Raw genomic sequence first — 13,955 nt, forward strand, 5'->3', positions numbered from 1 at the left:
CAGGGCAACCCCTTCGGGCGAGCGTGCGCGACACTTCGGTGTGCTGCGCACATGTGCTCGCCCGGGTCACCACCCTGAGCTGGATGGGTGAGTCGGAATGGATGAATCGGTCGTTACAGCGTGGGTACCGCGGCGATGAGCTCGCGGGTGTAGTCGTGCTGCGGCTCGTGCATGACGTCGAGCGTCTCCCCCACCTCAACGAGGCTGCCCTGGCGCATCACCGCAACGCGGTCGCACACGAGCCGGACGACGGCGAGGTTGTGGCTGATGAACAGCATCGAGAAGCCGAGGTCGCGCTGCAGCTGCTTAAGCAGGTTGAGCACCGAGCCCTGCACGGAGACGTCGAGCGCCGAGGTAATCTCGTCGGCGAGGATCACGGCGGGCTTCGCCGCGATCGCTCGCGCCACAGCGACGCGCTGCCTCTGGCCGCCGGAGAGCTGCGTGGGCATCCGCTGCGCGGTGTCAGCTGGGAGAGCCACGGCTCGCAGCAGGTTCGAGATTTCGTCTTTGCGAGCGCGTACCGCGGGGATCGCCGAGCCGTCACGCTTGTGCGCCGCGACGAGGGCCTCATCGAGCGACTGCCCAATCGTGCGTCGGGGGTTGAAGCACGACTGCGGGTCTTGGAAGATCATCTGCACCCGCCGCCGCTCCCGCAGCATCTTGCCGCGTGCGTGCGAGATCTCGCTCCCCTCAAGCACGACCCGACCGTCAGACGGTTCGGCGAGGCCGACCGCGGCGCGGGCGAGGGTCGACTTGCCCGAGCCAGACTCACCGACGAGGCCGAGCACCTCGCCCGCTCGCAGCTCGAGGCTCACGTCGTTCACCGCTTTGAACGAGGAAATGCCGTGGCCGTAGGTGATGCTCACCGAGTCGAATACGAGTTGGTTGCTCACTTCAGGGCTCCTTCAAAGTCGATCAGGCGCACCGCGCCGGTTGGCGGCATGACGGCCTCGATGACACCGATGGGCGAGGTGCCCGAGAAGTCAGCGTCGTCGGGGATCGACGCCATCGCCTCGCCTCGCGGACTCTCCATCGTCGGAACGGTTGCCATGAGCGCCTGCGTGTAGGGGTGAGCGGCGTTGCCGTTCCGCAGCTCCTCGGAACTGATGTCTTCCACGATCCGACCCCGGTACATCACGAGCACGCGCGTGCAGAGCGAGGTCACCACGGCGATGTCGTGCGAGACGAACATGATCGCCGTACCGTCCTCCTCATTGATCTGCTTGAGCAGCTTGAGGATGCCTGCTTGCACGGTGACGTCGAGCGCGGTGGTCGGCTCGTCGGCGAGAATCAGCGACGGCTTGCCCATAAGCCCCGCGGCAATCATCGCGCGCTGGCGCATGCCGCCCGAGTACTCGTGCGGGTACTGCGAGTAGCGGCGCTCGGCGTCGGGAATCTTCACGGCGTTCAACCGCTCGATCGCCGCGTCCTTCGCCTCGGCCTTGCTCATGTCGAGGTGCAGCAGCCCGCTCTCAGCGACCTGGGTACCGACGTGAAGCGCCGGGTTCAGCGACGACATCGGGTCTTGGAACACCATCGCGAGCTTGGTGCCGAAGTGGTGGTCGAGCGACCTGGGGTGCCCCTCTTCGCTGAGCACGAGGTCTTCCCCGTCGAAACTCGCCGAGCGCGACGTAACGTGCAGCGGTGCTTCGAGCAGCCCGGCGATCGACATGAGCGTGAGGCTCTTCCCCGATCCCGATTCGCCGACGACACCGACGATCTCGCCGCGACCGACGTCGAACGAGACGCCATCGACGAGCGGGCGAAGCGACGTTCCGCCCTGCGGCGCGAACACCTTCAGGCCACGAACAGAGAGCACCGTGTCGCTCGACGCGTCGGTCGCAATGTTCTCGCCCCGGCGCTTCACCTCGGCAGCGTTCTCAGCGCGAGACAGCTTGAGCTTCTTGAGCAGGCGCGACGAGAGGTTGCGCTGCACACCGGTGCGGAGCGTGCGATTGAGCACCTCGCCCAGGAGCACGAAGGTCATGCCTGCGAGGATGATCGCCATGCCGGGCACGAGCGCCAGGGTCGGGGTGACGAAGATGCGGCTGATGCCCTCGTTGAGCATGCGGCCCCAGTCGTACTGCGGCACTTGAACGCCGAGACCGAGGAACGAGAGGCCAGCGAACGCGAGCAGGGTGCCGCCCGCGGTGAGCGTGGCGTTCACGAGCAGCGGGTCGCGGATGTTCGGCAGCACGTGCCTGAACACGATCTGGCGCTTCGGCACGCCGAGCACGAGCGCGGCGGAGACGTAGTCGCGCCCCCACACCGACGCGGCGAGGTTGTGCACGAGGCGCCCGTAGTTCGGCATCATCGCGATCGCAATCGCGAAGCTCGCCGCCATCGCGCTCTGTCCAAGGATCACGGAGAAGGCGATCGCGAGCAGCAGGCCCGGGAACGCAACACCGATGTTGATACCTGCGACGAGCCACCGGCCTGCGCGACCGCCGAGTACGAGCGGCATGAGGCCGAGCACGACGCCGCAGACGATACCGATGATGGTGGCGGTGAGCGCCATCACGATCGACAGGCGCGTCGCAACGAGCGTGCGCAGCAGAATGTCGCGGCCGCTGCCGTCGGTGCCGAACACGTGCTCGGCGCTCGGCGGCTGCGAGATCTGGCTCGCGTTCGTGACCGCGGCCTGCTCGCCCCAGATGATGGGGGCGAAGATCGCGAGGAACAGGAGGGCGCCGAGGGTCACCATTGAGGCGATGCCGAGCGGCGTGCGCAGTACTGCGAGCAAGCGCTGTGTCATTGTCATGATTTATCCAATGCGGTACGGGGATCCAGCAGGATCAGCAGGACGTCGATAACGAGGTTGATGAGCAGCACCACTGCCCCGTAGAAGATGATGATCGCCTGAACGAGCGGGTAGTCCTTGCCCTGGATCGACTGGACGATGACGCCGCCGAGGCCGGGCCACGCGAAAATACCCTCGACGATGACGGTTCCCGCGATCATGCCGCCGAGCGCCATGCCCGAGATCGTCAGCGTCGACGTGAGCAGGTTCGGAAGCACGTGCTTGCGGTACAGGCGCACCGGCGACATGCGCCGCGCTCGGGCGGTGCGAACGTAGTCCTGCTGCAGCACGGTGAGCGTCTCGGCCCGCACGATGCGGGTGAGGCCCGCGGCCGGCCCGAAGGCCAGCGCCGTGACCGGCAGGATATACGACGTGAAATCCTCCCTTCCCGCGACCGGCAGCAGGTCGAGCGTCACCGCGAAGAAGTAGACGAGCAGGATCCCGGCGAGGAACTCGGGGATGAGCGCGAGCACCGCGGTCACCGAGTTGAAGCCGGCGTCGACGCCGGGGCGACGTTCGCCGTGCGTGAGCGCACCAAATGTCAGGCCGAGGCAAACCGCGACGAAGAGCGCGATCGCGACGGCCGACCACGCGATCTCAAGCGTCGCAGGAGCGCGCTGCATGATGACGTCGATCACCGGCATGCGCGAGCTGATCGACTCACCGAGGTCGCCCGTGAAGAGCCCCTTCCAGAACGAGAAGTACTGGACGATGACCGGCCGGTCGAGGCCGAGCTCGACGCGACGCGCTTCGACGGCTTCGGGCGAGGCGTTCTCGCCGGCCGACACGCGCGCGGGGTCGCCGGGGATGAGCTGCATCAGCAAGAACGTGACCGTGATGAGCACGAACATCGAGACAACGAAGTAGCCGCCGCGGCGGAGCAGGTACGCTGCCCAGGGCTTGCGGGCCAAGAACGACTCCCGCTTCTGCGGTTTGGGTGTCTCAGTGTCCGTTATTGGACTCGCAGAAATTGCTGGCATGCGCTCTCCTCGCCGTTGGGTCGTAGCTGCTCTGTTCAGTATTGCGGAGAAGGGAATCGTGTCGCATTGTCGGACGCGCCAAGCAACGAACCCAAAAACTGTTCTGCCTACCAACATCGGCTTCTGGATACCTCATAGGCTTCGAGATTGGAGGCCTTACGCTTCGCGACGGTGCGACGCCGCCGCTTCACATCCCCTGGAAAGGTAAGTAATGCGCGTATACATTTCGATCGATATGGAGGGTGTCGCCGGCATCGCCACGATGGACCAGGTTGTCCGAGGCGGCCACGGCTACCCGCGCGCACAGCAGCTCATGACCGGCGAGGCGAACGCGGCCATCGAGGGAGCATTCGCGGGCGGCGCGACCGAGGTGACCATCAACGACAGCCACGGCACGATGGACAACCTCATTCACGAGGACCTCGACCAGCGCGCCCGCGTCGTGTTCGGCAGCCCCAAGCTTGACTGTATGGCCGAGGGCATCGACAAAGACCACGACGTCGCGCTCTTCATCGGCTACCACGCGGCCGCAGGAGGGCCCGGGGTCATGGCGCACACCTACTCATCGCTCTTCGCCGAGGTGCGCGTCAACGGCACCTCGGTCTCCGAGGCCGACGTAAACGCGCTGCAGGCGGCCGCGGTCGGCGTACCCGTCGCGCTCCTCACCGGCGACGACGTGATCTGCGCCGACATCGCGGCCTCCCTCCCCGGCATTGCGACGGTGACCGTGAAAGACTCGCACGGCTACAACGCGGCTGACTCCGTCTCCCCCACCGAGTCGCGCCGCCTCATCCACGACGCGGCGAAGCGCGCCGTGGAGAACGCCTCGTCACTCACCGTCGCCCCCACCCCCGAGATCATCGAGGTGGAGATCGATATGCCGAACATCCCCTCCGCGGAACTCGCGCAGATGATCCCGACGGCAGAGCGCACCGCGATCCGCACGATCAAGCTCACCGCGCGCTCGCCGCGCGAGGCCGTGAACTTCATCACCGCGTGCTACCAGTTCGCCGCCGCGTCGCTGCGCGGCATGCTGCCGCTCATCAACCGCTAACCAGCACACGCGCAAGAGCCCGGGCCCTTAGCGGGGCCCGGGCTCTTGTGTTCTCGCCAGGCGGCTGAGAACTCGAGCTAGCCGAGTGCGTCGGAGAGCAGGCGCGCGATGTCACCGATCGCGCGGTCTGCCGCAGGGTTGCGCGACTGCAGCGTCTTGCCGCGCAGGAAGACGGCGATCGCGTGGCGCTTGCCACCCGGGAACTCGACCACACCGATCTCGTTGCGCACCATGCCGATCGTGCCGGTCTTGCCGCTGATCTTCACGTCGTCACGCGGGAAGCCGGCGCTCAGGCGGTGCGGCCACACCTGCATACCGAGGATGCGGCGCGCCTCGGCGCACGCCTCGGGCGTCGCCGCGGCGTCCGTCCAGATCTGCTGCAGAAGCGACGTCGCCTCGCGCGGCGTCGTGCGGTTGGTCTTTTCAGGGGTCGCGGCGGTGAAGGTCGCGGCGGTGTCGTAGTCCACGCTCGCCATGCCGTCGATGGTGCCGATGCCGGCCGCCGCGAGATCCTTCGCGATGTCGTCGAAAATCACCGAGCAGTCACCGGTGAGCTGCGTGCCTGGCAGCCCGAGCTCACGCATCGTCGAGTTGACGCGATCCACAGTGACAAGCCCGGTGACGATGTCGGTCGCCGCGTTGTCGCTCACCGTGATCATCGAGGTCGCGATGTCGCGCAGCGACCAGTCGGCGACGTCCGAGAACACGCTCAGGCCCGTGGGGCCCATGGTTGCCTCCGACGGCGATACCTCGATGCGCTGCGCGGGGTCAAGCTCTCCCGCGGCCACCTGGCGCACGTACTCGACGAGCACGGGAACTTTGAAGACCGAGGCCGTCACGGTGGGGTCGTCAGAGCGGAAGCCGACCTCTCGACCTGTGTCAATGTCACGGGCGTGCGCGAACGCGAACACCCCCGCGTCTTCGGCGACCTTGGCGATCTGGGCGGTGAGGGTATCTTCATCGATAAGTTTCGTGCTCATACTGAGCAGACTAGTGGCAGCTGCGACGCGCGACGTTGTGAGCACAGACGAGAGCACCCACCCCGGTTCGTCCCACAGAACAACGCACCCGTCCGGCTTGTGGCCAGGCGGGTGCGTTGCGGAATCCCGTGTGAGAGCGCTACTTTCCGAGCAGCTCGTTCACGAGGTTGTCTGCGGCGACCACTGTGGTGATGCCGCGAGCTTCGGCCTCGTCGAAGACGCGCGAGAGCGTGTCGCCGATCGCGTCGATGCGCGCGATGCGCTCGTCGATCGTGTCGCCCTCGGCACCGAGGTAGAGCACGCCGCCGGCGTTGACGAGGTAGTCGGGGGCGTAGAGTATCCCGCGCGAGGCGAGCTGTTCCGCGCCGGTCGCCTGCGCGAGCTGGTTGTTGGCAGGGCCGACGACCGCGGCGACCTCGAGCTCGTCGATCACCTGCGGCGAGAGCATGCCGCCGACGCCCGCGGGCATGAAGACGTCCGCGGGAACGCGGTGAGCTTCGGCGGGCGCGACCCAGTCGGCGCCGAGCTCACGAGCGAGCTCCTGCTTCGCGTCGTTGATGTCCGACAGGGTGAGCACGGCGCCCTCGGCGGCGAGGCGCTCGGCGAGCGCGGATCCTACGTGGCCAAGACCCACGATCGTGATCTTGCGCCCCTTGGGGTCGGTGCTGCCGTGTGTGCGGCGGAGCGTCTCGCGGAGCGCGGAGTAGACGCCGCGCGCCGTGTAGGCACCCGGGTCACCGAGGCCACCCTGGTCGGCTGGCAGGCCGACGGCGTGCTCGGTGAGCTCGGAGACGACGGCCATGTCGGCCGCGGTCGTGCCGACGTCTTCGGCGGTGAGGTATGCGCCGCCGAGCGCCTCGACGGCGTCGCCGAGGTCGAGGAACGCGTTCCGTCGCAGTTCGCCCGTAAGCTGCTGGCCCGGCTCAAGCACGATAACTGACTTGCCTCCGCCGAGCTGGAGGCCAGCGAGCGCGTTCTTCGAGGTCATGCCCCGCGACAGGCGCAGCGCGTCGGCGAGCGCCTCGCCCCAGCCGCTGTAGCTCCACACGCGGCACCCGCCGAGCGCGGGGCCGAGCTTGGTGCTGTGCACGGCGACGATAATCGTGAGCCCCGAACGGGCCCCCGTCGAAATGTTGACCTTCTCGTGGTCGAGGAACGGAAACGAACCGGCGACGTTCTCATCGGCGAGAGCGGGCTGGGCCAGGGTAGAAGCACTAGTCATGCAGAGAATTCAATCGAGCACTAGCGAATCCGACAAGTGGCGCCCGAGTTATTGATCGTTTTGATCGATGCATTCACATCCGGGTGGGACTACCTTGAACAGTATGCATGTCCTTGACGCCACCGACCGCCGGATCCTCACGGTCCTCGACGCCGAGCCGCGGGCCACCGTGCAGGCCATCGCGTACCGGCTCGGGCTCGCGCGCGGCACGGTGCACACCCGGCTCGACAAGCTGCAGACCTCGGGCGCCCTCAGAGCAAACTCGCTACGCCTCGACCCGCCGGCCCTCGGCTGGCCGTTGCGCGCCCGCATCACGGCCGAGGCAAATCAGGAAGAGCTCGAGGGCATGATTGCCGACCTCGAGCTCATCCCTGAGATCACCGAGTGCTTCGCCGTCTCTGGCCCGAGCGACCTCGCGATCGAGATCGTCGCCCGCGACGCCGACGACGTCTACCGCGTCACGCAAGAGATCATGAAGTGCCGCGGCGTCATCCGCACGTCGACCGCCATCATGCTCCGCGGGCTGATCGCTAGGCGCCAGCACCAGCTGCTGTAGCGGCGCGGGACGTGGCGCCTTCGTCAGTTGCGGTCGAGGAAAGCCCCCGCCAGGAACTCGCCAAGCGCCTCCGGTGCGTCGAGCGGGAGCACCGCGGCGACATACTGGTCGGGCCTCACAACGACGACCGCGCCGTCGCGACTGACGTCGCGCAGCTCGAAGATGTCTTCGTCAGCGTTCGCCGCGTAGATCTTCTCGTAGTCGGTCATGCCAAGCGGGCCCGATGCAGGCAGGAAGAGCTTCGACTGCTGCTCGAGGCGAACTTCGCGGTGCGGCTGCTGCAGCACGGCCTTCACGTCGAAGATCGAGTCGAGGTCTGCGCCCGCGGGAGTGAACCGCTTGATCGGTGACGCCTCGTTCCCAAGCATCCAGTCGGCCCAGCGCCCGAGCCGCTCGCCCGACCGGTCGGCGAACGCGTACACGCGGTAGCGCCCGTCAGCACGGTGGTGGTGGCCGAGGTGCACGGGCACGGCATCCGCAACGCGAGTCGTCATGACTGACTTGAACCGCTTGCCGATCGGGAAGCCCGCGGCGAGCGCCTGGTACTCGAGGCCACTCGTGAGCATCGAGTCGGTGTACTCCGTCATGAAGCCCGCGGGGAACTCGGCGGTCTGCACATAGAACTCCTCAAGCTGCGAGGGCGAGTCGAACTCCTCGGGCTTCTTTGCCATGAGCGTCGACCACTCGCGGTCAAAGTCGATGAGGTTCTTTGCGGTCACGCGGCGCTCCTCCGAGTAGGTCCCGAGCAGCGACTCGGGGCTGCGCCCGTCAAGAACATAGCCGAGCTTCCAACCCAGGTTCCAGCCGTCCTGCATCGAGACGTTCATGCCCTGGCCCGCCTTCGCGCTGTGCGTATGGCAGGCGTCGCCCATCAGGAACACGCGGCCTTTGCCGTCGGGCGACGTCTCGGCGTCGTCGAAGCGGTCGGTGAGCCGGTGGCCCACCTCGTACACGCTGTGCCACGGAACGTCGCGAACGTCGATCGTGTAGGGGCTGAGGATCGCGTTCGCTTTGGCGATCACGTCCTCGAGCGGCGTGTCCCGGACCCGGCGGTCGTCACCCTCGGCGACCTCGCCGAGATCGACGTAGATCCGGCACAGGTGGTTCCCCTCGCGCGGAATATGCAAGATGCTTCCGGCCTCGGAGTGGATGATGCACTTCTTGCGAATGTCAGGGAAGTCGGTCACGGCGAGCACGTCCATGACGCCCCAGGCATGCATCGACGTCGACCCCGAAAGCGACCCGCCGATCGACCGGCGCACGCGGGAGCTGGCCCCGTCTGCACCGATCACGTACTTCGCCCGCACGACGCGCGTCTTGCCGCGCGCGGCGTCAGACGAGGCATCGGCGTTAATACCTGCGCCACTCTGGCCGGTGACCTCGCGAAGCGTGACCGCGACGGGGTACTCCCCCGAGCCAACTTCGAGCCCTTCGAACTCGTAGCCGTAATCGACGTCACCGCGTGCGGGCGCCCTGCGCGCATACTCGGCGAAATAGTCGATCACGCGGGCCTGATTCACGATGAGGTGCGGGAACTCGCTGATGCCCGCCGGGTCATCGTCGGTGACCGAGCTGCGTACGATGTGCGCGGGGTTCTCGGGGTCGGGCGTCCAGAAGTTCGTCTCGGTGATCTGGTAGGCCTCGTCAATGATCTGGCGGGCGAACCCAAAGGCCTGGAACGTCTCAACGCTGCGAGCCTGGATCCCGTCGGCCTGGCCGAGCACAAGGCGCGAGTCGCGGCGCTCGACGACACGGGTGACGACGTTCGGGAACTGGGCGAGCTGCGCGGCCGCGACGATTCCGGCGGGGCCCGAGCCGACGATCAAGACGTCAACTTCGTCGGGCAGCTCGTCGGGGCGGTTCAGCCCCACGCCGTCGGCTGGCAGCACGCGAGGATCCGTGGAAACATAGCCATGATGGTGGAACTGCATGCGTGAACCTCACTTCATTGTGCCCGAGAGCCGTGTGTTCGATAGTTGAACACTAAATTCGAATACTGCACACCAGTGTATGGGTGCGGGGCACATCGCACAACACCGACCGACAACAACCGAGGAGAGCCATTGGCCACGACACAGCCCGCCGGCTCGCAGACGCTCGCACGCGGCCTGCGAGCGCTCGAGATCCTCGCCGAGGCGCGCTCCCCGATCTCCATCGCACGGCTCTCCGAAGAGCTCGGCGTACACCGCTCGAACACGTACCGGCTCCTGCGCACGCTTGAGGAGCACAGGTTCGCGATCCGGGACGACGCCGGCCTTATTCGCTTGGGCCCGCGGATCGCCGCCCTTGCCCACGGCGTCGCACCGCACCTGACTACCGCCGCGGCCCCCGTGCTCACGGAGCTCGCGCACGACCTCGGCATGACCGCGTTTCTCACCGTGCTCGACGCGGGCGACATCGTCACCCTCGCATCGGTCGAACCGGGCAACGTCGACGCGAGCATCGCCCGCAACCCGGGCGTTCGTCACCCGTGGGATCGCGGCGCCCCGGGCCACGCGATCGAATCAACACTGTCGCCCGCCGAGCGGGAGGCGATCCTTGGCACCCCCGAGGTGAGCGCCGCAGCGCTTGAGGCCCGCGAGCTCGGATACGCGCTCAGCGAGAGCGAGGTCATCGATGGCGTGACCTCAATCGCCGTCCCGCTGCGCATCCCCGGCGAGCCCCCGGCCGCGATCGCGATCGTCCATTTCCGCCTCCCCGAGTCCGTCGACGAGGTCGCCGCGCGCCTGCACCGCGCGGTGCGAGAGGTGCTCGCAAGCTACCGGTGAGCCGGCATCACGCCGATCCGCTACACTACAGATTGTCCACCCGGCCAGGCCGGGTAAGGCACCCGAAAAAGGGGCGCTGCTGCGAGCACTCGCGAGACATACACGGTCACCATTCACCGCTCGATCCAACGAAGGATTCGCAGATGTCGCTCTCGCAACCAGTTTTGTCGACCCCCGTTTCGCTCGCCGCCGCCACCGCGCAGGCGCTCGCGCGCCACGCCGGCCAGAGCTTCGGGCTCATGGGCAACGGCAACGCACACCTCATCGATAACCTCGGCACTGCCGGGGTGAGCTACACGGCGGTGCGACACGAGGCGGCGACCGTCGCAGCCGCCGACGCCTACACGCGCGTGAGCGGCAAGCTCGCGATCGCGACCACGACGTACGGCGCCGGCTTCACCAACACGCTGACCGCGCTCGCCGAGGCCGCGCAGGCACGCACCCCAATGCTTGTCGTCGTGGGCGATGCCCCGTCGAGCGGCCCGCGCCCCTGGGACGTGGACGAGGAAATGCTGAGCGCCGCCGTAGGCGTTCGCCTCTTCACCCTTGGCGTTGCAGGCGTCTCAGACACCGTCGACCGGGCAGCAGCGTACGCACTGCGCATGCGACGCCCCGTGGTGCTCGGGCTCCCGTATGACCTGGTGAACGCCGCCGTGGTTCCGCAGGAGCCCGCGTCGGGTGCCGCGGGACCCGCTCGTGCGGCCGCGGCCCCTGGGGTTCCTGCCGCAGAGATCGACCTGAGCGACCCCGCGGTGCTCGCGGAGCTCTCGGTCTCGGTAGCCGCCGCTGATCCTCAGCCCGTCGCTCCCCCCGCTCCAACCGCGATGATGCCGGGCGCAATCGTGTCAACCTCCACGGTCCCCGCGCCCCACCGCGTCGAGGCAGCCGCCGAAGCGCTCAGCCGCGCGAAGCGACCGATCATCATCGCGGGCCACGGCGCCCACCTTGCCGGGGCGTCCGCCGAACTCGGCGCGCTCGCCACCCAGCTCGGCGCACTCACCGCGACAACGGCGCTCGCGAGAGGGATCTTCCCTGAAGCCCAGTACGACCTTGGCGTCACGGGCGGCTTCGGGCAGCCCGAGGCAATGGCCGTAGTGCAACAGGCTGACGTCGCGCTCGTCGTCGGCGCGAGCCTCAATCAGTTCACCATGCGATTCGGGGAGCTGTTCGGCGAGGGCACGACCGTGCTCCGCGTCGACACCGAGCAGGTGAGCCCGCCAAAGACAGTCCACCCCGTCACGCACCAGCTGCTGCAGGGCGGCGCGGTCGAGACGCTGCGCGCGCTCGCCGCCGCGCTGGCCGACTCCGGGGAGGCCCGCGGCCAGGGCTGGCGTGACACTGTTGCAGGGCTTGAGGCTGGTGGCACTCTCCGATCCCGATTCGCCGGCGCGAGCGAGTTCTGCGCAGACGGCCTCCTCGACCCGCGGGGCGTCGCCGCGCGCATTGGGGAGCTGCTGCCGGAAGACCGCCACGTGACGAGCGACGGCGGGCACTTCATCGCCTGGGCGAACATGTTCTGGCCGATCGCCTCGCCGGAGCGCATGATCATGGTCGGCACCGCGTACCAGACCATCGGGCTCGGCTTCTGCACCGTGCCGGGCGTCGCCGCGGCCGCTCCGGAGTCGACGGTTGTGCTCACCACGGGCGACGGCGGGGGCCTCATGGCGCTCGCTGACCTCGAGTCGGCTATTCGCACGGCGCGCAGCCAGGTGATCGTCGTGTGGAACGACAGCGCCTACAGCGCCGAGGTTCACCTCTACGGCGAGATGGGCCTCGACAAGGCTCCGATGATGATTCCGACGGTCGACTTTGCGGGGGTCGCGTCGGCGCTCGGGGCTCGCGGCGTCATTGTGCGCTCACTTGCTGACCTTGAATCCCTTGGCGAGTGGACGGCCGCCGGGGCTGAGGGCACCATTCTGCTCGACTGCCGCGTCTCGGGCTCGGTCATCGCTGACTACCAGCGTGAGGTGCAGCGCGTGAACGGGCTCGACGTCCCGGCCGAGTAGTCCTGGGTCGCGGTTGGTCAGTGGGCTAGCCGGGTTGGTCGGGTTGGTCGGGTTCCACGCGCTCGGCGGGCGCCTTTCGACACTTCTCCGCGCCCAGCACATTATTCTCGGGAGCCCACACCCTATTTCGCCCAAAGAAGATGTGATCACACGAAAGACATGTGGCCGAAGGCGGGCGACCTCCGCGAATTCCAGACACTGGACCCTGGTTCGGGCGCGGGCCAGCCAAGCCACGGCATGGCCTGGCCTGGCCTGGCCTGGCATGGCATGGCATGGCATGGCATGGCCTGGCATGAAGCGTCGCCCACAGGCGCAATGCGCTTCGCCATTTGGAACCGTTCTCCACAGTCGTGCCTGTCTCGGTTTCCGCTCCAATCTCGCTTGCGAGGCTGGAGGCATGCCTTCGCAGACCAGCTTGACGCAGACCAACAACGAGTTACTGCACACCGATGACTTGCTTCGGCAAGGGCTCAACCACGCCCACATCGCCCGCGCGGTCACCGAGCAGAGGCTCACTCGGATCCGTCGAGGGTATTACGTTGATGGGACGCGTTGGCGAGCGGCATTGCCCGAGGAGAAGCACCTTTTCGCAATCCGGGCAGCAGCGCGTGCAACAGATGCGCTTCCGACACGATCTGCAACGCCATCGGCCCAACCGGCACTCTCGCTAACGCCCTCACCAAAGTTTCCACCAGTTTTCTCCCATCGGAGCGCAGCGACCCTGCACCGCTGGCCCGTGTGGGCACCCTGGATTGCAGGGTTTGCGAGCAATCCGCTTCGTACAAGTGTCACCGTTGGCGCAAGCCGGCGCGCGAGTTCGTCCCGGGTCGTCAAGCGATTCAATGCAGAGCTGCTGGACGACGAGACCCTCCAGATGACTGGCCGCGCTGACGAACCCAGAATTCTCGCGACCTCGCCCGAGCGCACGCTCTCAGATCTTGCCCGTTCAGATGCGTTTGGGGTTGCCCTCGTCGCAGCCGATGCGCATTTGCGACTCGTTGCACGTGTCGGCCGGCAGACCGATCCGGTGGCGCTCTCGGGGTGGCGGGCAAGAATGCTGGCCCAGGCGGCAGTGTTTGAGTCCCGGCCGGGCTCGTCTGCCGTTCGGGCAATGGTCCAACTCGCTGATCCGCGCGCAGACTCCCCTTTGGAATCCATCAGCCGCATGAGATTCGCCCAGTTGGGTCTCGACGTCGATCTCCAGGTACCAGTCAAGGGCCCGCATGGCGGGACGTTCTTCCTTGACTTCTACATTCCAAGCCTTGGCCTATGGGGTGAGTGTGACGGTCGGTCGAAGTACACCGACGCTCGCCTCCGAGGCGGGAAGTCAGCCGAGGAGATTGTCTACGAAGAGAAGCGCCGAGCAGATTGGATCACTGGGAAGACGGGGCTACGCTTGATTCGGTGGGGCGTCGAAGAGGTCCGCACGCTCGCGGCGTTCACCGCGTATCTCCGCGTTCTGGGAGTCGCATCCCCCGGAAACCTTGCAAGGCGCCCAGACCCCAACGTCGCCGCGACACTGACACGCGTACCGTAGGGCACATCTTTCTCTCAAGAACACATCGAAATACGCGGAATTAGCGTGTGCG

At 67.0% G+C, this 13,955-nt stretch carries 11 protein-coding genes; 5 read left to right on the forward strand and 6 right to left on the reverse strand.

All coding sequences use genetic code 11. The features are described from left to right. Positions 1-113: 113 nt before the first annotated feature. The 3 genes from FB468_RS15020 to FB468_RS15030 are packed head-to-tail and all read right to left on the reverse strand — an operon-like array spanning position 114 to position 3,780. Positions 114-893, reverse strand: a complete 780-nt coding sequence (locus tag FB468_RS15020; RefSeq protein ID WP_141888458.1) for an ABC transporter ATP-binding protein — start codon at positions 891-893, stop codon at positions 114-116. After that, on the reverse strand, positions 890-2,761 hold the full coding sequence (locus FB468_RS15025) for a dipeptide/oligopeptide/nickel ABC transporter permease/ATP-binding protein (protein WP_211359196.1): 1,872 nt from the start codon (positions 2,759-2,761) through the stop codon (positions 890-892). Before FB468_RS15025 ends, FB468_RS15020 begins: the two co-directional genes overlap by 4 nt. Then, on the reverse strand, positions 2,758-3,780 hold the full coding sequence (locus FB468_RS15030; RefSeq protein WP_141888460.1) for an ABC transporter permease: 1,023 nt from the start codon (positions 3,778-3,780) through the stop codon (positions 2,758-2,760). Before FB468_RS15030 ends, FB468_RS15025 begins: the two co-directional genes overlap by 4 nt. Before the next feature lie 211 nt (positions 3,781-3,991). On the opposite strand from FB468_RS15030, the gene FB468_RS15035 reads away from it, so the two are divergent. Next, positions 3,992-4,834, forward strand: coding sequence for a M55 family metallopeptidase (locus FB468_RS15035; protein ID WP_141888462.1), 843 nt, complete (start codon positions 3,992-3,994; stop codon positions 4,832-4,834). Positions 4,835-4,911: 77 nt separating this feature from the next. Here the strand turns inward: FB468_RS15035 and FB468_RS15040 are convergent, their stop codons facing one another. Both FB468_RS15040 and FB468_RS15045 read right to left on the reverse strand, forming a co-directional pair. After that, entirely contained in the window at positions 4,912-5,814 is a 903-nt protein-coding gene (locus FB468_RS15040; protein WP_141888464.1) for a serine hydrolase, read from the reverse strand. Positions 5,815-5,953: 139 nt separating this feature from the next. Next, a complete protein-coding gene (locus FB468_RS15045) occupies positions 5,954-7,036 on the reverse strand; it encodes a Glu/Leu/Phe/Val dehydrogenase dimerization domain-containing protein (protein ID WP_141888466.1) in 1,083 nt (360 codons plus the stop codon). A 103-nt stretch (positions 7,037-7,139) separates the two neighbouring features. Between FB468_RS15045 and FB468_RS15050 the strand changes: the two genes are divergently transcribed. After that, on the forward strand, positions 7,140-7,592 hold the full coding sequence (locus FB468_RS15050; RefSeq protein WP_141888468.1) for an Lrp/AsnC family transcriptional regulator: 453 nt from the start codon (positions 7,140-7,142) through the stop codon (positions 7,590-7,592). A 23-nt stretch (positions 7,593-7,615) separates the two neighbouring features. Here FB468_RS15050 and FB468_RS15055 read toward each other — a convergent pair whose 3' ends face one another. Further along, on the reverse strand, positions 7,616-9,523 hold the full coding sequence (locus FB468_RS15055) for an FAD-dependent monooxygenase (protein WP_141888470.1): 1,908 nt from the start codon (positions 9,521-9,523) through the stop codon (positions 7,616-7,618). A gap of 132 nt (positions 9,524-9,655) precedes the next feature. On the opposite strand from FB468_RS15055, the gene FB468_RS15060 reads away from it, so the two are divergent. The 3 genes from FB468_RS15060 to FB468_RS17180 all read left to right on the forward strand — a co-directional run bounded on the left by FB468_RS15060 (position 9,656) and on the right by FB468_RS17180 (position 13,903). Continuing rightward, entirely contained in the window at positions 9,656-10,360 is a 705-nt protein-coding gene (locus FB468_RS15060) for an IclR family transcriptional regulator (protein ID WP_141888472.1), read from the forward strand. A gap of 143 nt (positions 10,361-10,503) precedes the next feature. Next, the gene (locus tag FB468_RS15065; protein WP_141888474.1) at positions 10,504-12,366 is read left to right on the forward strand and encodes a thiamine pyrophosphate-binding protein; all 1,863 of its coding nucleotides are present in this window, start codon (positions 10,504-10,506) and stop codon (positions 12,364-12,366) included. Between the two features lie 1,165 nt (positions 12,367-13,531). After that, positions 13,532-13,903, forward strand: a complete 372-nt coding sequence (locus tag FB468_RS17180; protein ID WP_170219791.1) for a hypothetical protein — start codon at positions 13,532-13,534, stop codon at positions 13,901-13,903. Positions 13,904-13,955 lie beyond the last annotated feature (52 nt).

It is taken from the genome of Leucobacter komagatae (assembly GCF_006716085.1).
Taxonomy (GTDB): Bacteria; Actinomycetota; Actinomycetes; order Actinomycetales; family Microbacteriaceae; genus Leucobacter; species Leucobacter komagatae.